Genomic DNA, 21,141 nt, shown 5'->3' on the forward strand with positions numbered 1-21,141 from the left:
TGACTTTCCACACGCGGAGCGTAGCTATGAACATGAGATCTTTGAAAGCGGTTTTTCCTTTCCCTGAGCTGGCATATTCAGCTAAAAAAGTGGGCATCTCTTTATTAGTCGGTTCTGCACTTTTATCTGGAGTGGCTCAGGCTGAGTTAGGTTATCCAGAAAAAGAAGAGCTGAAGTTTGGCTTTATTAAGCTAACGGACATGGCGCCATTGGCGATTGCCTATGAAAAAGGCTACTTCGAAGATGAAGGTCTTTATGTCACGTTAGAGGCACAAGCGAACTGGAAAGTTTTGCTTGATCGCGTGATTGATGGGCAGCTTGATGGTGCGCATATGCTAGCGGGCCAGCCACTTGGCGCGACAATCGGCTATGGCACGAAAGCGCACATTGTGACGGCGTTTAGTATGGATCTAAACGGTAACGGTATTACTGTTTCAAACGACGTTTGGAAGGAAATGAAAAAGAACATTCCAAACGGCGCTGATGGTAAGCCGATTCACCCCATCAGTGCGAGTGCTCTTAAGCCGGTCATTGACAGATATAAAGCCGAAGGCAAGCCTTTCAAAATGGGCATGGTGTTCCCTGTCTCTACTCATAACTACGAATTGCGTTATTGGCTAGCGGCTGGAGGTATTAATCCTGGTTACTACGCACCAGCGAAAGGTGACACAAGTGGACAAATAAATGCAGACGCGCTGCTTTCCGTAACACCACCACCACAAATGCCCGCCACGATGGAAGCGGGCACGATTTCAGGGTATTGCGTAGGCGAACCGTGGAATCAACAGGCTGTCTTTAAAGGCATTGGTGTTCCCGTTATTACGGATTATGAAATCTGGAAAAACAACCCAGAAAAAGTATTTGGTGTGAGCAGTGGTTGGGCTGAAAAAAATCCTAATACGCACATCCGTGTCGTAAAAGCCATGATACGTGCGGCTAAATGGTTGGATGAAAACAACAATGCCAACCGTCCAGAAGCGGTTGAGATATTGTCACGCAGTGACTATGTCGGTGCGGATTACGATGTCATCGCAAACAGCATGACAGGAACGTTCGAGTACGAAAAAGGCGATAAGCGCGAAGTACCTGATTTCAACGTGTTTTTCCGTCATAACGCAACGTATCCGTATTACAGCGATGCGATTTGGTACCTAACTCAAATGCGTCGTTGGGGGCAAATTGCAGAGCCAAAATCAGACGAGTGGTTCATGAAGATTGCGAAAGATGTTTACCGTCCTGATATCTATGCTCAAGCGGCTGAATCCTTGATAGAAGATGGTTTGATGACGGCCTCTGAGTTTCCTGATTTTGATAAAGAAGATGGTTTTAAACCAGCGCAAAGCGACTTTATCGATGGCGTGAGCTACGACGGCAAGCACCCGAATGATTACTTGAAAAGCTTTAAAATTGGTCTGAAAGGCGATGACCAAATATAACGGAAGTAAACAATAAGGCAGTCATTTGGCTGTCTTATTTCGTCAAATAGAGTGAGAAGAGAAATATGAATATACCGAGCTTATCCATAGCGTCATTGAAAGAGAAAGTAGAAAACTTTTCTGTGAAAAGTTTACTGCTTCCTCTTTTTGGTATTTTGGCGTTTGTTTTGTTGTGGCAGGTTGGCGCAAGTCGAGTTCATACTTCTTTGGGCGAGTTTCCTGGCCCTGTTGTTGTGTATGAGCAATGGAATAGCCTTGTTGCAGAGCATACTAATGAGCGTATTAAAGAAGATAAATTTTATGAGCGCCAAGAAAAACGTATTGCGGCACGTCAAGCGAAAGACCCTAGCTATGTTGGTAAGTTAAGAGATTACACCGGCAAGCCGACTTTTTTCGATCAGATTTTTACCAGTCTTTACACCGTTTTGGCAGGCTTCGGTTTGGCGAGTCTGATTGCGATTCCATTGGGTATTTTGATCGGCTTGAACAGTTCTGTGTACAGTGCGCTTAATCCGGTAATTCAAGTTTTTAAACCCGTTTCTCCGCTTGCTTGGTTGCCTTTGGTGACCATGGTGGTCAGTGCGAGTTATGTTTCTGATGACCCTATGTTTTCGAAATCCTTTTTAACCTCGATGTTTACAGTGACGTTATGTTGCATGTGGCCAACATTGATCAATACCGCAGTTGGTGTGGCGGCGGTTGAAAAAGATTTACTGAATGTGTCCAAGGTATTGCGCTTGGGTTGGGTCACACATGTGATGAAAATTGTGATTCCTTCTGCGATTCCTTTGATGTTCACCGGACTTCGCTTGTCATTGGGTATTGCTTGGATGGTATTGATTGCGGCGGAAATGTTGGCGCAAAACCCAGGGTTAGGAAAATTCGTTTGGGATGAGTTCCAAAATGGCAGTTCTAACTCGTTAGGTCGAATTATGGTGGCTGTGTTGATGATTGGTTTTATCGGGTTTTTATTAGACAGGGCGATGTTAATGATTCAGCGCTATGTCTCTTGGGATAAAACACAAGTACTGCGCTAAGTAGACGTTCATTAGAGACAGATTAATTGGAGAGTAACATGCCAACACATTTAGATATTAGTAAAGTTTCCATCGAGTTCCCAACGGCAAAAGGCTCATTTAAAGCGCTTGATAGTGTCAGTTTAAAAATAGAAAAAGGGGAGTTTGTTTCTCTTATTGGACACTCTGGTTGTGGTAAATCGACGGTGCTGAATATTGTTGCAGGACTGTATGACGCAACGGAAGGCGGCATTCTATTGGATGGTAAAGAGGTTAAAGGTCCAGGACCAGAAAGAGCGGTTGTCTTTCAAAACCATTCATTGCTGCCATGGTTAACGTCTTATCAAAATGTTGAATTGGCCGTAAAACAGGTTTTTAAGAAAACCAAATCCAAAAAAGAAATGCACGATTGGATCATGCATAACTTAGAACTTGTTCACATGACGCACGCCGCAGATAAACGTCCAGATGAGATTTCAGGTGGTATGAAGCAGCGCGTCGGTATCGCGCGTGCGCTGGCGATGGAGCCAAGCGTGCTGTTGATGGATGAGCCTTTTGGTGCTTTGGATGCGTTAACTCGAGCGCATCTGCAGGATTCTCTTATGGAAATCCAAAAAGACTTAAACAACACCGTCATTATGATTACTCATGATGTGGATGAAGCGGTTCTGTTATCGGATCGTATTGTCATGATGACCAATGGCCCAGAAGCGACCATCGGTGAGATTTTGAGTGTCGATTTGGAGCGTCCTCGTGATCGCTTAGCGTTAGCAAATGACCCTAAATATGTGGATTACCGCGCACAAGTGCTGACCTTTTTGTATGAAAAGCAACGTAAGGTCGAACCCATCGTGGCGGTTAAAGAAGCAAAGCCCACTGAAAATAATAAAGTGGCAAACGCTTAATATGACTCTCCAATCGAATCTTGTTCGTATTGTTATTGTGGGTGCAGGCATGGCGGGCAGCAAGCTGGCACATGATTTAATGCAGCAACAAAACGCGCATTATTCCATTACGTTAATTGGTGAAGAGGCTCAAGTTGGCTACAACCGAATCATGTTGTCTTCTTTGTTGGCGAATGACATTTCGGATGCGGAAATGCCATTGGTTGATACCGAAAAAATGCAGCGTGAAGGCATTCATATCATTTCTGGCGATGGTGTTGTTTCCATGGATTTGGCTGGAAAAATACTCGTTTTAGAAAGCGGTCAATCGGTGTCATATGACAAGCTTGTTATTGCGACCGGCTCGCGAGCCAGAATATTGCCAATTGATGGTGCAAGCGCGTCAAATGTTATGGGTTTTCGCACATGGCAAGACGTAGATCAAATGACTCAACTGGATAATGCACAGCCAATCTGTGTGATTGGTGGTGGTTTGTTGGGTTTGGAAGCCGCTGTTGGTCTGGCAAAGCGTGGTCACGTTGTCACCGTGTTTCATCGTTCGAAATGGTTGTTAAATCGACAGCTTGATGTGGAATCGGCCCAACTCTTGCTTAAACGATTAGAGGGCATGGGGATTCAATTTCGATTAGGTGAATCTCCCGCTTCATTTTTGCAATCGAAGGAAGGCTTGGTGACGCATGCCGTTTGCCAGAATGGCGAACAAATGGCGGCGAATTTAGTCGTAATGGCCGCTGGTATTGCGCCAGAAGTGGCGCTGGCGAAAGCCGCCGGTTTGAAAGTGGATCAAGCCATATTAGTGGATGAAAAAATGCAAACGTCTCATTCGGATGTGTTTGCATTGGGCGAATGTTGTGAGTTTGATCAACAAACATTTGGTTTGGTCGCACCTATTTGGACGCAGATCAAAGTGTTGATGGCGGTGTTGAACGGAGAGGAAGCCCGTTTTGCGATTGAGCCAACACCAACCAAGCTCAAAGTATCGGGTGTGAATCTTTTTTCAGTCGGAAGGATTCAGCCAACTCAGGGAGATTCCTGCATTTTTTTTAAAGATGTAGGAGCAAATCATTACCGCAAACTGGTGGTCAACGACGGCTTACTGGTTGGGGCAATTCTTTATGGCAACGTCGCCGATGGAAGCTGGTATTTCCAGCTTATTCAAAACAAGACAAACATCTCTGACATGCTTGAATTACTGATTTTTGGCGAAGCGTATTGCCGTCCTCAAGTAGCTTAAATAAGCCGTTCTAGATGTTATAAGAAAAAATGTAAGCAAGGGGAAATACGATGACTTCCAATACACCTCTATCGGCGAATAAACCACATCTTGTTGTGGTGGGTAACGGCATGGTAGGCCATCACTTTGTAGAGCAAGTAATCGCTCAAGGTGGCCATGAAATTTTTCATATTACTGTTTTTGGTGAAGAGCCGCATTTAGCCTATGACCGTGTGCATTTAAGTGAATATTTCACTGGCAAAGGCGCGGCAGATTTGGCGATGACGGACGGTACTTTATACGATGATAACGGTGTTCGTTATTTTACCAATAGCTTGGTCACTGAAATAGATCGTAAAACGAAACAACTTTGTCTAAAAAGCGGCGAGTCGCTGTCTTACGACAAGCTTGTGTTGGCGACAGGTTCTTATCCTTTTGTGCCGCCAATTCCGGGTCACAAACGTGACAATACCTTTGTTTATCGTACGCTTGAAGATTTGGATGCGATTCGTGACTGTGCGAAAACAGTGACGCGCGGTACGGTGGTTGGTGGTGGTTTATTGGGATTGGAAGCCGCCAATGCACTTAAAAACCTAGGGCTTGAGACGAGTGTGGTTGAGTTTGCACCACGCCTGATGCCTGTTCAGCTCGATGAAAAAGGTGGCAGTGTTCTTAAAGGTATGATTGAGGGCTTGGACGTGAAGGTCTATACCGACACGGCGACGAAAGACATTGTTGATGGTGAAACGTCTTTTCATCGCATGAACTTTGCTGATGGCACGCACCTTGAAACCGATTTGATTTTGTTTTCAGCGGGCATTCGCCCTCAAGACGCCTTGGCAAAGCAGTCTGGCTTAGACATGGGTGAGCGTGGCGGTATTACCATTAATAATTATTGTCAGACGAGCGATGAAGATATTTATTCTATTGGCGAGTGTGCACTTTGGAATAACCGTATTTACGGTTTGGTTGCGCCAGGTTACACCATGGCAAAAGCGGCTGCGGGTCATTTGTTAGGCGATGTGAGTGTGTCTTTTACGGGCGCTGATATGAGTACAAAGCTTAAATTACTTGGTTGTGATGTAGGTTCTGTCGGCGATGCGCATGCTCAAACACAAGGCTGTAAGGTCTTTGTTTATCAAGATGAGATAAGCCAAAGCTACCGTAAAATGGTGGTTTCTGAAGATGGTAAGAAATTATTGGGTGCGGTGCTGGTTGGTGATAACAGCTATTACGATACGTTACTGCAATACTACCTCAACGCGATTGATCTACCCGAACAAGCGCAGTCATTGATTTTACCTGCGATGGACGGCGCGCCAGCTGCCTTAGGCGTTGATGCGTTACCAGCAACCGCTTCAATCTGTAGTTGTCACAACGTTTCTAAGCAAGATATCAGCGATGCAGTTTGTAATGGTGCCTTGTCTGTTGGTGATGTTAAAGGTGTGACGAAAGCCGGAACGGGTTGTGGTGGTTGTGCGGCCCTGTTGAAAAAAGTGGTTGATAATGAATTGCTTGCACTTGGGGTTGAGGTCAGCACAGACATCTGTGAGCACTTTTCTTATACGCGCCAAGACTTATATAACATGGTGAAAATTGAAGAGATTAAGAGTTTTGGTAGCCTGCTAGAAAAACATGGTAAAGGCCATGGTTGTGAGATTTGTAAACCGGCTGTGGGTTCTATTTTAGCCAGTGTTTGGAACGATTATGTGCTGAAAAAAGAACACATCAGTCTTCAGGATACCAACGATCGTTTCTTAGCGAACATGCAAAAGGACGGTACCTATTCGGTGGTTCCCCGCATTCCTGGCGGTGAAATTACACCAGAAAGATTGATTGTGTTAGGTGAAGTGGCCAAAGAATATAACCTGTATACCAAGGTGACAGGCGGTCAGCGTATCGATTTATTTGGTGCGACCTTGGCCCAGTTACCTGAAATTTGGGCCAAGTTAATTGCAGCGGGTTTTGAGACAGGGCAAGCGTATGGTAAGTCACTGCGAACGGTGAAATCGTGCGTGGGAAGTACGTGGTGTCGTTATGGTGTGAATGACAGCATGAAAATGGCGATCGACCTTGAGAATCGTTATAAAGGGCTACGCTCGCCTCATAAGATTAAATTCGCGGTATCAGGCTGTACGCGTGAGTGTGCGGAAGCGCAAAGCAAGGACATCGGTGTGATAGCAACGGAAGGCGGCTGGAACCTTTATGTTTGTGGTAATGGCGGAATGAAACCTCGCCATGGCGATTTATTCGCAACGGATCTAGACGACGAAACCTTGATTAAGTACATCGATCGCGTGTTGATGTTTTACACAAAAACCGCCGATCGTCTTCAGCGAACGTCAGTTTGGATGGATGGTTTAGAAGGCGGTTTAGCGTATCTCAAAGACGTAGTGATTAATGACAAGCTTGGTTTGTGTGAAGAATTGGAAAACCGCATGGCGCATGTCGTGGATACATTTCAATGTGAGTGGAAAACCACGCTAGAAGACCCAGAAGCGCTAAAAACGTTCCGCCAATTTGTAAACTATGACGGCGCGGATACGAATGTCGTGTTTGTGGAAGAGCGTAATCAGGTTCGCCCAGCAACCGATTTTGAAAAACAACAGTTAATAGCGAAAGTGGGGTAATAAGATGACGATGCAGTGGAAATTAGTGTGTAAGCAAAGTGATCTTGTTGTCGATGCCGGAGTGGCTGCCATGGTGAATGGTGAGCAGGTCGCGCTTTTTTATGTACCTGAATCAGAAGACAAAATCTTTGCAATTGGTAACTGGGATCCTATTGGGAAAGCCAATGTGTTGTCGAGAGGTTTAATCGCACATTTACAAGGCGTCTGGGTTGTTGCGAGTCCGTTGTATAAGCAGCACTTTGTTTTGTCTTCAGGTGCGTGTCTGGAAGAAGATATTTGTGTGCCACATTGGCAAGTGAAGTTAGACGGCGATGATGTTTACATTGCCGGACATTGAACATGACGGCGCATTTTTCAAATAGATGCGCCGTTTTGGTGCTTTGTGTCTAGCGTGATGCCTATGCGGTTCGTTAATTGGTTGTAAAGTAGTGATACGAAAGTAAAAATACCCTTTTGAAGTTGGCTTGTTAATTGCTTTACTTTATATAACTGATGCATCTTGAGCCGACGAAGGTTCACACATAAAGCAGTCAGATATTACAAAAGGCAACGAGGCCCAATCGCTTTTCTAGAAAAGCGATTGGGCCTTTTTTGTTTTTTTAAGGTGTTTTTGAAAACGGTTTAAAGGAAGGTCCATGACAGCAACAATTGCAAAAACGACTTGTCCATATTGTGGCGTAGGATGTGGTGTCAATTTTACGGTTCCAGATTCTACATCCAAATCTGGACTGACAGAGGTTCCCCCTGTTTCTGGTGATCTTGATCATCCTGCCAATTTTGGTCGTCTTTGTGTTAAGGGCAGCAGTCTTTCCCAAACGCTGCAATCTGATGATAGATTACTGGCTCCTAGCGTGAATGGTGACGTTGTTTCTTGGGATTCAGCATTGGAAACGGTGAGTGGAAAAATTGCACAAGTGGTAAAAGATCATGGTCCTGATTCCTTTGCGTTTTATCTGTCTGGTCAAATTCTTACCGAAGATTATTATGTCGCCAATAAGTTAGCGAAAGGCTTTATCGGTACGGCTAATGTCGATACAAACTCTCGTTTGTGTATGGCGTCTGCTGTAGTGGGTTATAAGCGTGCATTTGGTTCGGATACGGTGCCTTGTAATTACGAAGATTTAGAGCTGTGTGATTTATTGATTATGGTCGGTTCAAACGCGGCTTGGACGCACCCCATTTTATATCAAAGAATAGTGGAAGCGAAAAAGCAGCGTCCTAATATGAAAGTTGTAGTGGTTGATCCTAGAGAGACAGCCACCTGCGATATTGCCGATTTGCATTTGGCCATTAAACCGGGAAGCGATGCGGCTATTTTTTCATTTTTGCTGCAACACTCTGTGCAGGCTGGTGTGTTGGATAATGGTTTTATATCTCGACACACAAATGGTTTTAAAGAGGCGCTAAATCAGGCGTTGGAATCGACGCCGACGTTGACGTCGGCCGCGAATTTTTGTGGTATTAGTGACGAAGACTTAATGCAGTTGGCCAATTGGTGGGTTGAAACGCCTGAGACGGTGACCTTTTATTCCCAAGGTATCAATCAATCCTCCTCTGGTGTAGACAAGTGTAATGCGATTATTAACTGCCATTTAGCAACAGGCCGAATAGGCAAAGAAGGCGCTGGGCCATTTTCGATTACCGGACAGCCGAATGCTATGGGCGGACGAGAAGTGGGTGGTTTGGCAAACCAATTGGCGGCACACATGGACTTTGCAACACCGGGTGCGCTGGAGTTGGTTCAGCGATTTTGGCAGGCGCCTAATATGGCCACTGAAAATGGCTTAAAAGCCGTAGATTTATTTCAAGCAATGGAAGAAGGCAAAATTAAAGTTGCTTGGATTATGTCAACGAACCCGATGGTGAGCTTGCCCGATACTGCTCAAGTTAGACGGGCATTAGAAAAGTGCGAATTAGTGATTGTGAGTGATTGCAAAGCACACACGGACACAACAGCAATGGCGGATGTGCTCTTTCCGGCGACGGGTTGGAGTGAAAAAGACGGCACAGTGACCAATTCCGAACGCAGGATTTCTCGCCAGCGTGGTCTATTACCAGCGCCAGGTGAAGCGCAACATGACTGGTGGGCTATTTGTGAAGTCGCGAAACGACTTGGGTATCAATCCGCATTTTCTTATCGTAATGTTCATGAAATTTTTGCAGAACATGCTGCATTATCGGCTTTTGAGAACAGCGGAAAACGGGATTTTGATATTGGGCATTTTAGCCAGATTACCAAGTCTGAATACGATGCTTTGACGCCAGTGCAGTGGCCGGTGCCAAAAGGCCGACCGGAAGGAACGAAGCGAATGTTTGAAGACGGCCGTTTCTTTACACCAGATAAACGGGCTAAGTTTGTGCCGATCGTTCCCATTTTACCGCTTCAAGAAAAAACATCAGACTGGCCATTTACTCTCAATACAGGCCGAGTCCGAGATCAATGGCATACGATGACAAGAACCGGTGATGCGGCATTACTCACTAAGCATACGGATCAGCCTTATGTTGAAATTCATCCTAAAGATGCAAGGCAACTCGGTATAGAAGATAAAACACTCGTTCGTATTACGTCGCCTTATGGTGAGGTGTTATTGAAAGCAAAAATCAGTCGTGCTGTGGCGCCGGGGAATGTGTTTGTGCCAATTCATTGGACTCAGCAATTTTCGAATGCATCGGTTGTATCAAATCTTATTCCACAAGTCGTCGACCCTTTATCAGGTCAACCTGAATCCAAGCATGCTCAGGTGTCGCTGGAAGCAGTGAAAAACTGCGCTTATGGTGTGGTGATTTCTGCAACACCCTTGGAAACGTTGGACTTTACTTATTGGTGCTACGTCCCATCAGAGCATGGCTATCATTACGAGGTGGTTTGGCCGGTCGGGCAAAGTGTGGCTTCTCTCCAGTCTTTATTTACAGATGGGCATCAGGAAAAAGGTGAGTGGCTGGAATATACCAACCCCAAAACTCAGCAAATAAGACTGGCGTATATTGATAACCAAAAGCTGGCGCTCGCGGTATACTTGCATCCGAAACCTGAATCGATTTCCTGTGATTGGTTAGCAATGACATTGGTTAATAATGACGTGCTATCGGATTTGGAACGAATGGCTATCTTAGTGGGTTCACCGGCCAATGTTGAAGACAAAGGTGAGATAGTGTGTTCGTGCTTCCAGATCGGAAGTAAGCAAATTGAAAAAGCCGTCGCAGGCGGAGTTTGCTCTGTTGAGGGATTGGGTGCGAAGCTTAAATGCGGCACCAATTGCGGTTCTTGTCTTCCTGAATTGAAACACTTTATACCTATTATCACGGAGTTGTCCGCATGACGACCAGAATGAGTAACGACTTCACACCTTATGTCAGAATCCTAGGGAGAGGAAAAAAGGGCGCGCGCACTTTGACGGTAGAGGAAGCAGAGCATGCCATGACACTGATTCTTCGCGGAGATGTTGCCCCAGAGCAATTGGGCGCTTTTTGGATGTTAATTCGAATTCGTGAGGAAACAGTAGAAGAAACTGTAGGCTTTACCAAGGCGACGCGTCTTTTCTTAGCGAAAAAAGAAACACTCAATATAAAAGTGGACCTAGATTGGCCTGCGTATGCTGGTAAGCGAAATGAGCTTCCTTGGTTTTTGTTGGCGGCGCTGGCATTGGCAAATAATGGCTTAAATGTTGTTATGCACGGTCATGCATTTACGGGGGAAGATCGCATCTATGTGGATGAAGCCATTAAGGGCTTGGGTTTGCCTATTAGCCATTCTTATTTGGATATAAAGCAACGTCTTCATCAGACTGGTTTTGCGTATATTTCATTGAATAGTATAGACCCAGTGTTAAGCCAAATGATGGACTTAAAATACACACTTGGTTTACGTTCTCCTGTAAATACCGTAGTACGAATGATGAACCCATTTAGAGCGGATCACAGTGTTCACGGTGTGTTTCATCGTGGTTACGATGATTTGCATGTCGCGGCTTGTGAACAACTAAACGATCCATCTGTGCTCGTCTTCCGAGGCGGCAATGGTGAAGCGGAAGTGAACCCTGAACGCGATGTTACGCTGCTAAAGTGGCAGCATGGAATGGCAAGTCAAATGGACTGGCCAAAAGCGGAAAAAGAGCATAAGCGTCTTAAGCACAATTTAGACCTTTCGCGTCTGGCGGATCATTGGAGTGGTGTTCAAATTGATCAGTTTGGTGAGCAGGCGGTAAGGCAAACGCTTGCGTCTGTTGCAGGGCTTATTTACGGCGTTGTAACTCATGAAGAGTGCTTGGCGTTGGCTGATGAAATTTGGCAACACCGTAATAAAGATAGTTTGATCAAAGCGGCATAAAAGGTGAAGGTCATGACATTATCAGGTGCGGTGCTGGCGGGTGGAAAAGGCGAGCGAATGTTGAGTCAGGATAAAGGCTTGATGCTGTATCAGTCGGTTCCTATGGCGTTGTTGGTCGCTCGTGTATTGCGGGATGTGGCCAGCGTTGTTTTTCTCAACGCTAATCGTAACCTCGATTCTTATGGAGCGCTTGGTTTTGATGTTGTATCTGATGGCCCTGATTATCAGAATAAAGGGCCGTTGTCGGGATTGTTGGCGTGCTTAGTGTTCGCTAATACATCGCATTTATTGATTTCACCTTGTGATACCCCTTGTATTAGTCGCGATGCTTTTGTTCGGCTTGAAGAAGCGAGTAAGGTGTTTCCTGATCGTATTCAGTATTTGGCGGATGGTTTTGGAGGTCATCCTTTGCATGCTATTTTGCCTGTTGAGTCTTCTCTGGCATGTTTAAAGCGGTTTCTGGATAAGGGGGAGCGCTATAGCGTCATGGCGTTTTATGAGGCGTTTGGATGTGATTCGGTTTTATGGGACAAGTCGGAAGAATTACTCAATGTGAATACGCCAGACTTGCTAAGTTAATGTTGCTTCTTAGTGTGACTTAATAGAATCGATGTCTAAATAATACGATTCGCCATCTTCTTTATGTTCAAGCTTAACCAGTAAATAATCCAGTTTTGGCACAAACCAAAAAGACGTTCTCTTTCCTTTGTCTAAATTGTCCGTTCGAATGATTTTGATGGCAAGTAGTCGGCCCAGCTTGGTTTTAATGGTTTCCATTTTTTCCCGTTCAAAACGCCAGTTTTTGATATAACCACCGTCGGCGATTTGATAATCGAATTCATTTTTACCCAGTTTCAAGTCCTGCCTTAATTGCAATTGAATGGACAACTTGTCTAGAGTGTTTGGGTTAATAGCAAGGTTCCAGGGCTTGTCTTTTACATCATTCCTGACGAGGTTTTTTTCCCAGTCAAAAGTGAGGGTGGCGGTTCTTTTTTTGCCGAGAACAGCGCTTTTGTATTCGTAGATTATGGGAATGATTTGATGTTGTTCAACGCGGAATGTTGAGGATTCATCTAAAGATGCAATCATACTGTTTGCTGAAAAAACGAACGCCCAGAGGTCGTCTGATTTTTTTGAAAGTGTTTGTTTGCCTTCCACTTTGAGGCTGATGCCTTTTTTCCAAACGGTGCTATAGACCGCAGTATAAGGCGTAAGGAAAGAATCCGGTGCGGGTGTAGAGGAAAAAGAAAGCATGGGAATACTCATAAAAATAGCCATTAAACACATTGGGATTTTACGAGTTCTCATACTTTCTCCTACATCTATGTTAGCGCTTTGGTATAAAGCATACCGCTTTCTGAAAGCATGCTCTTATCCAAATACGCTTTTCCATCATGGAATGTTAATCGATCTTCACTGAACCATTTTACGGCCAGAGGATAGATGATGTGTTCCATTGAGTGGACTTTACTCGCTAAGGATTCTGCGGTGTCATCTTCTGCGATTGTTGTGCTGGCTTGCAGAATAACCGCGCCAGCATCCAATTCTGGACTAACAAAATGTACAGACACACCATGTTCTGTTTCGTTTGCATCAATAGCACGTTGGTGCGTATTTAGACCTTTATATTTCGGCAGCAGCGACGGATGAATGTTAAGCATTCTACCTTCATAATGTTGCGCAAATGTTTCGGTTAAAATACGCATAAAGCCAGCGAGGACAACCAGTTTAGGCTGATATTGATCAATGAGCTTTTGCAGTTCAGTGTCAAATGCTTCGCGACTATCAAATGATTTATGACTTAGAGAATGAGTTGGTATGCCTGCTACTTTGGCACGCTCTAGGCCATAAGCCTCTGCTTTGTTACTGATAACAGCGCAGATGTTGATATTAAGTTGTCCTTGCAAGCTTTGATCTATCAAAGCTTGCAAGTTGCTGCCGCTGCCAGAAATTAAGACAACGATAGGGAAACTCATGCCTGCGTCTCTAGATCAGAGATCAGTACATCTTTTCCGCCATTGCGAGGGCAAATCTCACCGATAATCCAAGCGTTTTCGCCTTCTGCTGTCAGAATGGCAAGAGCTTCGTCAGCTTTGTCAGCATCAATGGAAAGTACCATGCCAACGCCGCAGTTCAGAACGCGGTACATTTCTTCTTGCTCAACATTGCCTTGTTCTTGCAGCCAATCAAATACAGCCGGGCGTTTCCAGCTATCTGCATCGATTTTCGCGGCCGCGTCTTCAGGAAGAACACGAGGGATGTTTTCTAGCAAACCACCGCCAGTAATGTGAGCCAATGCGTTCACTGAAATGCTTTCCATTAATTTAAGGATAGACTTCACGTAAATGCGGGTTGGTTCCATCAAGGCATCTTTTAAAGCCACGCCGTCAATTTTTTCATTGAGGTCCGCTTTGCTTACTTCTAAAATCTTGCGAATTAAAGAGTAGCCATTTGAGTGAGGGCCAGACGAGCCAAGAGCGATAAGTTTGTCGCCCGCTTTAACATTGCTACCATCAATGATGTTGTCTTCTTCAACAACGCCAACACAGAAGCCCGCTAAATCGTAGTCTCCGTCGTGATACATGCCTGGCATTTCAGCGGTTTCACCACCAACTAATGCACAACCAGCTTGCAAGCAGCCTTCGCCAATGCCTGTTACAACGTTTGCAGCAACGTCAATATCCAGTTTGCCTGTTGCGTAGTAATCAAGGAAAAGCAGTGGTTCTGCACCAGCAACGACTAAGTCGTTTACACACATTGCGACAAGGTCGATGCCAATTGTGTCGTGTTGGTTAAGGTCCATTGCTAAGCGAAGTTTTGTTCCAACGCCATCCGTGCCTGAGACAAGAATGGGATTCTTGTATTTTGTTGGAAGGCGAGTTAAGGCACCAAATCCACCTAGGCCACCCATAACTTCTGGGCGACGAGTTTTTTTGCTTACGCCTTTGATGCGTTCAACAAGTTGATTGCCAGCGTTGATATCTACGCCTGCGTCTTTATAACTAATCGATGGTTTGTCCGACTTGGTCATTGCCTATGCCTTATCATGGTACGAGGGAAAAAAAGGCATTTTAGCATAGTGACGCATTAGGGCTATGGTTCTTTGCGATTAAGACAGTAGAATAGGCAAATAAACGAAGGAAGGGTTATGAATTCTCGTATATTTTTATTACTTATCAGTGTTTTGTTTGTTTCGTCGGCGAATGCGGTTCCTGTTCAAGGGCTTTATAAGGCGGAAATTAATTTACCGGTAACGCAATCGGAGGCACAAATGCTGAATGAGGCATTTGGTTTGGCCGTAGAGAATGTGCTGGTGAAAGTGTCTGGCGATAAAGATGCGATTACAGACGATATTTTAGATCAAGCTAAGGAAAAAGCGTCAACTTGGGTTGCGCAGCACTCTGTTGCTTCCTTAAGTGAGTTGTTGTCGTCTGAGAATGGTTTGGTTCCTGGGAAGCAGGTCAAGGTGACTTTTTATCAAGCTTCGATTGACAATTTTTTGTCTCAGCATAATTTGCCTGTATGGGGGGACAACCGACCATCCGTTTTGATTTGGTTGGTGAGTGACAATAACGGAGTAAGAACGCTTTCTGGTTCAAGAGAGCCCTCAGAGACGCTGAATGAATTTGCTCATGTGACGGGGGGGCTTGGGGTGCCGATATATGCACCATTATTGGACGATGTCGATAAAAAGAGCATTTCGGCATCGGATGTATGGGGCTTTTTTGAAGACAGCATTGCGAGTGCGAGTAATCGTTATCAGACAGATTCGGTCGCAGTGTTGAGGGTTAGTCATTATGCCGGACACATTGGTGGTGGTTTGCTAGTAATGCTAAAAAGCGGCGAGACGGAACGATTTGATTTAAGTGGAGAAACGCTAAGCGACATCATAGAGCAAGGGAGTTCAAAGCTGGCGAAGGTGTTTTCCTCTCGTTATGCGTCGGTGCGTGATGGTAGTACGGCCAGTCGTTTGAATGTTCAGGTCTCTGGGGTTGTGAGCTATAAAATCATGAATAAAGTGCAATCTTATTTGGAAAGTATCGGGGTGGTGCGTGATGTCATCTTGGTGCAGGTTGATGGGGAAAAAGTCGCGTTTTCTGTTGAAATCGATGGTGACAAAGAGAAGTTTTTCAACTCGATTTCATTAAGTCGTTTGCTTATTAAGGCACCATTAAACGCATTGGACCCGGATGCAAATAGGGTTGTTTCTTATCAATACAGTGGAGTGCGATAAATGACGGACGTGTTGGAAGAGAAAGTAATTGAGCGTGATTTTTTTGCACGCTCAATAGAGGAGCAAAATGATTTTTTGTCTCAAACTTGGTGTAACCACTGTATGGAAGTGGATTTAGGTATGCGTAACCCTAAGGAGTTTGAAACGAAAGATAGGGTATGGATAGAGGGTGAATGCCTGAAATGTGGCCAATCTACAGTGACTGAGATTGTTGAAGAAGACGAAGAATAGTGTGTGTTTTTAGACAAAAAAAAGCCGCGTTAAAAACGCGGCTTTTTTGTGTCTTTAAAATGAGAAATTACTTGTCGGTAGGGTAATCTCGTTCAGGTTGACCTACATACAATTGGCGTGGACGGCCAATCTTGTATGGCCCACTGATCATTTCGTTCCAGTGGGAGATCCAGCCGATAGTACGTGACATAGCGAAGATCACTGTAAACATACTGGTTGGAATGCCAATGGCTTTCATAATAATGCCTGAGTAGAAGTCTACATTCGGGTAAAGCTTACGCTCTACGAAATAAGGATCTTCGAGAGCAATTTGTTCAAGGCGTTTAGCAATCTTCAATAGAGGATCGTTTGACATGCCAAGTTCAGCTAAAACTTGATCACAGGTTTCGCGCATCACTTTTGCGCGAGGATCAAAGTTTTTATAAACACGATGGCCAAAGCCCATTAGGCGGAATGGATCGTTTTTATCTTTTGCTTTTGCTATAAATTCATCAATGTTTTCTTCGTCACCAATTTCTTCAAGCATGGTTAGTACTGCTTCGTTTGCACCACCGTGAGCAGGCCCCCAAAGCGTCGCAATACCTGCCGCAATACATGCAAATGGGTTTGCGCCAGAAGAACCTGCTAGGCGTACAGTAGAGGTTGATGCGTTTTGTTCGTGATCAGCGTGAAGAATGAAAATCTTATCCATTGCCTTAGCAAATACTGGATTGACTTTGTAGTCTTCGCAAGGTGTAGCAAACATCATGTACAAGAAGTTTTCAGCGTAGGATAGGTCGTTACGTGGGTACATAACTGGCTGATCTTTCGAATACTTAAAGCAGATTGCTGCCAACGTAGGCATTTTGGAAATTAAGCGGAATGCCGCAATTTCACGATGCTTAGGATTGTTTATGTCCATATGATCTTGGTAGAAAGCAGAAAGTGCGCCAACAAGGCCGCACATGATAGCCATAGGGTGGGCATCATTTCTAAAGCCTTCAATGAATTTGTGCATTGATTGGTTCACCATGGTGTGTTTGCCAACCGTTTTTTCAAATTCTACTTTTTGATCCTTATCAGGAAGTTCTCCATAAAGTAACAAATAGCATGTTTCAAGATAGTCTGAATGCTCTGCAAGTTGGGCAATTGGGTAGCCGCGATGCAAAAGGATTCCTGCGTCACCATCTATATAGGTAATAGAGGATTCACAAGAGCCGGTAGACATAAATCCTGGATCGTAGGTGAATACACCGTTAGCACCTAAGCTGCGAACGTCTATAACGTCTGTGCCTAATGTGCCTGAAAGAACAGGTAGTTCGATAGTTTTATCGATCCCATCCACTGTGAGTAGCGCTTTTTTATCAGCCATTTATGGTCTCCTTCGTATTCTGGTTCGGAGCTAAAAGGGAGTGGTTTTACCCTGCTTAGCCCAGAAGGTGCGGAAAAAATACTGTTTCTAGCCTATGAAAGTCAATCTTGATCGCTTACAGAGTCTTTACATTCGTGTGCGTATTTTTGTAATTATCTGACAAAGTAGAGAGTTGCTATAAAGTCAAGGTTGTCTTTGTTTGCCCTTAACCTATTGATTAGTATTGTCTTTATTTGTTTTTTAGGAGGGCAAAATCATGTAATTTTATACCATTATTGTTTCGGCTTATGGTTACATTCATTTGCTGAATGGTGATCATTGAAAACCTCTTGTTCAGTCTATTTGTCTTAGTATTTTTCGCTGGTCTATAATTGCGCCTCAGACGATTTCATTGATTTGTTTATGCTAATGGATAAAAGAGAGTCGCTTTTAGACATTTGTTTGCAAATCGATGAGATTTTCAAAGCAGGCCTATGCCGTGGTTATATTACTCTGATCCAACAGCGAATGTAGTTACGTATAGACATGGGGTCGTGATTGACCATTCAATCGATAAGATGGTGTAAAAAATCGTGAATAAAAAAAGACCAGTCAACCTAGATATTTTAACAATATCTCAACCCGTCACAGCAATCGTGTCTATTCTTCATCGTGTAACAGGAATTATCCTTTTCGTAGGATTGGCTTTCTTGTTTTATGCATTCGATCTTTCTCTAGAATCTCAAGAAGGTTTTGATACGGTGGTTAATGCACTCCAAACAAACTTTCTTGCGAAGTTTATTATTTGGGGCGTTGTTTCTGCATTGATGTATCATTTTGTAGCGGGTGTGAAACACTTGTTTATGGATTTAGGGCATTTTGAAGAATTAGAAAGTGGGCGTAACGCCGCTATTGCAAACCTTGTGATTGCTGCGGTTCTCATTGTGTTAGCAGGAGTGTGGATATGGTAACTCAGATTACAAGTTTTGGTCGGTCAGGCCTTTACGATTGGATGATGCAGCGAGTTTCTGCTCTTGTTTTGTCTTTCTATACCGTTTTTATTATTGGTTATTTGTTGCTTAATCCTGATCTTACATACGATCAGTGGAGCGGATTATTTGAAGCAACATGGATGCGCATCTTCAGTTTGATGGTGCTTTTGTCTATTGGTATTCATTCATGGATTGGTTTGTGGTCAATTTCTACTGACTATATTAAAGCTACTGGTCCTCGTTTTTTCTTTCAATCTCTATGTGGCTTAGCAATGTTTGTTTATGTCGTATGGGGTGTTCAGGTTATTTGGGGGCTATAAGTAATGGCAAATATTCGTACAATTTCTTTTGATGCCATTGTTATCGGTGGTGGTGGCGCAGGTATGCGTGCAGCGCTTCAGCTAACAGAGTCTGGTTTAAATACAGCTTGTGTTACTAAAGTTTTCCCAACGCGTTCACACACAGTGTCTGCCCAAGGCGGTATTACTTGTGCGATCGCAAGTGATGATCCAAATGATGATTGGCGCTGGCACATGTATGACTCTGTTAAAGGGTCAGACTATATTGGTGACCAAGACGCGATTGAGTATATGTGTTCTGTTGGTCCTCAGGCCGTTTTTGAATTAGAGCACATGGGCTTACCATTCTCTCGTACAGAACAAGGGCGTATCTATCAGCGCCCATTCGGTGGTCAGTCTAAAGATTTCGGTAAAGGCGGGCAGGCTGCTCGTACTTGTGCGGCGGCAGACAGAACAGGTCATGCGCTTCTACATACACTTTATCAAGGTAACCTTAAAGGCGGTACAACCTTCCTTAACGAATGGTATGCGACCGATCTTGTTAAAAATGACAAAGATGAAGTTGTCGGTGTTATTGCTATTTGTATCGAGACTGGCGAAACGGTTTATCTTAAAGCGAAAGCAACGGTTATCGCAACGGGTGGTGCAGGTCGTATTTTCCAATCGACAACCAATGCCCATATCAATACTGGTGATGGTGTCGGTATGGCGTTGCGTGCTGGCTACCCAATGCAGGATATGGAAATGTGGCAGTTCCACCCAACTGGTATATACGGTGCGGGTACGCTTGTTACAGAAGGTTGTCGTGGTGAAGGTGGTTACCTGATCAATAAAGACGGCGAACGTTTCATGGAGCGCTATGCGCCAAACGCAAAAGATCTTGCTGGGCGTGACGTTGTTGCTCGTTCTATGGTTCTTGAAATCTTAGAAGGGCGCGGGTGTGGTCCTAAAGGTGATCACGTGTTGCTTAAGCTTGATCACCTGGGTGAAGAGACGTTGAATCAACGCCTTCCAGGTATCCTTGAGTTGTCGCGTACTTTTGCTCACGTTGATCCAGTGAAAGAACCTATTCCTGTTATCCCTACTTGTCATTATATGATGGGTGGCATTCCAACAAATATTGGTGGGCAGGCGCTTAAGCAAAACGAAGCCGGTGAAGATGTTATTATTGGTGGTCTTTATGCATGTGGTGAAGCCGCTTGTGTATCTGTACACGGTGCTAACCGTCTTGGCGGTAACTCATTACTTGATTTGGTTGTCTTCGGTCGAGCAGTTGGTCTTCAGGTTAAAAAATCTTTGGACGAAGGGTTTGAGTTGTTGGATGCCGATAGTGCTAACGTTGAAAATGCGATGGTTCGTTTAAATCGTCTAAACAGTACGACTGGCGGCGAAAGTGTTGCTCAAGTTCGTGATGATTTACAAAGTGTTATGCAGCTTTACTTTGGTGTATTCCGCGATGGCGAAGCAATGCAAAAAGGTCTGGCTCAGTTAAAAGCAATTCGTGCACGTGTTGAAAACTTGCACCTTGAAGATAAAAGTCAGGCGTTTAATACGGCTCGTATTGAAGCACTTGAACTTGAAAACCTATTGGAAGTTGCTGAGGCGACCGCTATCCCTGCTGAATTCCGTAAGGAAAGCCGTGGCGCTCATGCTCGTAATGATTTTACTGAACGTGACGATGAAAACTGGTTGAAACACTCGTTGTTCCACCCGGCAGATAAGAAAGTGACTAAGCGCGATGTCAATTTTGCGCCTAAAACGATGGAAGCTTTCCCACCTAAAATTCGTTCATACTAAGGAGTTGTGTCAATGTTAGTTAGTATTTATCGCTACAATCCTGAGAAGGACGACGCTCCTTATATGCAGGATTACGAAATTGATTTGCCTGAAGGTAAAGACCTGATGGTACTTGATGTTTTGAACTTGTTGAAAGCTCAGGACCCAAGTATTTCTTATCGTCGTTCATGCCGTGAAGGCGTGTGTGGTTCTGACGGCATGAATATGTCAGGTAAGAATGGCTTGGCGTGTATTACGCCAGTGTCAGAAGCGGTCAAAAAAGGTAAGTTGATATTACGTCCACTTCCAGGTTTGCCAGTGGTGCGTGACCTTGTTGTTGATATGGGGCAATTCTACAAGCAGTACGAGAAAATTCGTCCGTTCTTGATTAATGATGCGCCAGCACCAGCAATTGAGCGCTTGCAAAGCCCTGAAGAGCGTGAAAAGCTTGATGGTCTTTACGAATGTATTCTATGTGCTTGCTGTTCAACGGCGTGTCCATCTTTCTGGTGGAACCCAGATAAGTTTGTTGGTCCGTCTGGCTTGTTACAAGCTTACCGCTTCTTGGCGGATAGCCGTGATACGGCAACACAGGAACGTCTTAGTGATTTAGATGACCCGTTCAGCGTGTTTCGTTGCCACGGCATCATGAACTGTGTGAATGTTTGTCCTAAAGGGTTAAACCCAACTAAGGCAATTGGTAATATTCGTACTATGCTTTTGCAAAGAGCGACTTAATAATGCTTCGA

At 44.3% G+C, this 21,141-nt stretch carries 19 protein-coding genes; 15 read left to right on the plus strand and 4 right to left on the minus strand.

What is annotated here, in order from left to right:
* Positions 1-26 precede the first annotated feature (26 nt).
* From D104_RS20875 to mobA, 9 genes are all read left to right on the plus strand, one after another.
* Positions 27-1,436 (plus strand): CmpA/NrtA family ABC transporter substrate-binding protein, encoded by a 1,410-nt coding sequence (locus D104_RS20875; protein ID WP_031214404.1) that lies wholly within the window; start codon positions 27-29, stop codon positions 1,434-1,436.
* A 65-nt stretch (positions 1,437-1,501) separates the two neighbouring features.
* The gene (locus tag D104_RS20880; RefSeq protein ID WP_024022575.1) at positions 1,502-2,473 is read left to right on the plus strand and encodes an ABC transporter permease; all 972 of its coding nucleotides are present in this window, start codon (positions 1,502-1,504) and stop codon (positions 2,471-2,473) included.
* Positions 2,474-2,511: 38 nt separating this feature from the next.
* A complete protein-coding gene (locus D104_RS20885; protein ID WP_024022576.1) occupies positions 2,512-3,357 on the plus strand; it encodes an ABC transporter ATP-binding protein in 846 nt (281 codons plus the stop codon).
* A gap of 1 nt (position 3,358) precedes the next feature.
* Positions 3,359-4,591 carry an NAD(P)/FAD-dependent oxidoreductase gene (locus D104_RS20890; RefSeq protein WP_024022577.1) on the plus strand — a complete coding sequence of 411 codons (1,233 nt, stop codon included), beginning with the start codon at positions 3,359-3,361 and terminating at the stop codon, positions 4,589-4,591.
* Positions 4,592-4,641: 50 nt separating this feature from the next.
* On the plus strand, positions 4,642-7,200 hold the full coding sequence (gene nirB, locus D104_RS20895) for a nitrite reductase large subunit NirB (protein WP_024022578.1): 2,559 nt from the start codon (positions 4,642-4,644) through the stop codon (positions 7,198-7,200).
* 4 nt (positions 7,201-7,204) lie between these two features.
* Positions 7,205-7,537: a nitrite reductase small subunit NirD gene (nirD, locus tag D104_RS20900; RefSeq protein ID WP_024022579.1), complete on the plus strand. Its 333-nt coding sequence runs from the start codon at positions 7,205-7,207 to the stop codon at positions 7,535-7,537.
* Positions 7,538-7,835: 298 nt separating this feature from the next.
* Positions 7,836-10,523 (plus strand): nitrate reductase, encoded by a 2,688-nt coding sequence (locus tag D104_RS20905; protein ID WP_024022580.1) that lies wholly within the window; start codon positions 7,836-7,838, stop codon positions 10,521-10,523.
* Positions 10,520-11,530 (plus strand): glycosyl transferase family protein, encoded by a 1,011-nt coding sequence (locus D104_RS20910; protein ID WP_024022581.1) that lies wholly within the window; start codon positions 10,520-10,522, stop codon positions 11,528-11,530. Before D104_RS20905 ends, D104_RS20910 begins: the two co-directional genes overlap by 4 nt.
* 12 nt (positions 11,531-11,542) lie before the next feature.
* On the plus strand, positions 11,543-12,109 hold the full coding sequence (gene mobA / locus D104_RS20915; RefSeq protein ID WP_024022582.1) for a molybdenum cofactor guanylyltransferase: 567 nt from the start codon (positions 11,543-11,545) through the stop codon (positions 12,107-12,109).
* Positions 12,110-12,118: 9 nt separating this feature from the next.
* Here the strand turns inward: mobA and D104_RS20920 are convergent, their stop codons facing one another.
* From D104_RS20920 to purM, 3 genes are read right to left on the minus strand one after another with little or no spacing between them, the layout of a single operon-like run.
* Positions 12,119-12,838 (minus strand): DUF3108 domain-containing protein, encoded by a 720-nt coding sequence (locus D104_RS20920; protein WP_024022583.1) that lies wholly within the window; start codon positions 12,836-12,838, stop codon positions 12,119-12,121.
* 14 nt (positions 12,839-12,852) lie between these two features.
* A complete protein-coding gene (gene purN, locus D104_RS20925; protein WP_024022584.1) occupies positions 12,853-13,506 on the minus strand; it encodes a phosphoribosylglycinamide formyltransferase in 654 nt (217 codons plus the stop codon).
* Complete coding sequence (gene purM, locus D104_RS20930; protein WP_024022585.1) at positions 13,503-14,561, minus strand: phosphoribosylformylglycinamidine cyclo-ligase; 1,059 nt, start codon at positions 14,559-14,561, stop codon at positions 13,503-13,505. The genes purN and purM overlap by 4 nt, the downstream gene beginning before the upstream one ends.
* 117 nt (positions 14,562-14,678) lie before the next feature.
* Here purM and D104_RS20935 point away from each other — a divergent pair, with 117 nt between their 5' ends.
* A complete protein-coding gene (locus D104_RS20935) occupies positions 14,679-15,764 on the plus strand; it encodes a DUF2066 domain-containing protein (RefSeq protein ID WP_024022586.1) in 1,086 nt (361 codons plus the stop codon).
* Complete coding sequence (locus D104_RS20940; RefSeq protein ID WP_024022587.1) at positions 15,765-15,995, plus strand: hypothetical protein; 231 nt, start codon at positions 15,765-15,767, stop codon at positions 15,993-15,995. It abuts the gene before it with no gap.
* Positions 15,996-16,062: 67 nt separating this feature from the next.
* On the opposite strand, the gene gltA is transcribed toward D104_RS20940, so the two are convergent.
* Complete coding sequence (gltA, locus tag D104_RS20945; RefSeq protein ID WP_024022588.1) at positions 16,063-17,346, minus strand: citrate synthase; 1,284 nt, start codon at positions 17,344-17,346, stop codon at positions 16,063-16,065.
* A 572-nt stretch (positions 17,347-17,918) separates the two neighbouring features.
* On the opposite strand from gltA, the gene sdhC reads away from it, so the two are divergent.
* The 4 genes from sdhC to D104_RS20965 are packed head-to-tail and all read left to right on the plus strand — an operon-like array spanning position 17,919 to position 21,130.
* Positions 17,919-18,296 (plus strand): succinate dehydrogenase, cytochrome b556 subunit, encoded by a 378-nt coding sequence (sdhC, locus tag D104_RS20950; RefSeq protein WP_024022589.1) that lies wholly within the window; start codon positions 17,919-17,921, stop codon positions 18,294-18,296.
* On the plus strand, positions 18,290-18,637 hold the full coding sequence (gene sdhD, locus D104_RS20955) for a succinate dehydrogenase, hydrophobic membrane anchor protein (RefSeq protein ID WP_024022590.1): 348 nt from the start codon (positions 18,290-18,292) through the stop codon (positions 18,635-18,637). The genes sdhC and sdhD overlap by 7 nt, the downstream gene beginning before the upstream one ends.
* A gap of 3 nt (positions 18,638-18,640) precedes the next feature.
* The gene (gene sdhA, locus D104_RS20960) at positions 18,641-20,413 is read left to right on the plus strand and encodes a succinate dehydrogenase flavoprotein subunit (RefSeq protein WP_024022591.1); all 1,773 of its coding nucleotides are present in this window, start codon (positions 18,641-18,643) and stop codon (positions 20,411-20,413) included.
* Between the two features lie 12 nt (positions 20,414-20,425).
* Entirely contained in the window at positions 20,426-21,130 is a 705-nt protein-coding gene (locus tag D104_RS20965) for a succinate dehydrogenase iron-sulfur subunit (protein WP_024022592.1), read from the plus strand.
* The last annotated feature ends 11 nt before the right edge of the window (positions 21,131-21,141 follow it).

The sequence above is a fragment of the Marinomonas profundimaris genome (assembly GCF_000508165.1).
Taxonomy (GTDB): domain Bacteria; phylum Pseudomonadota; class Gammaproteobacteria; order Pseudomonadales; family Marinomonadaceae; genus Marinomonas; species Marinomonas profundimaris.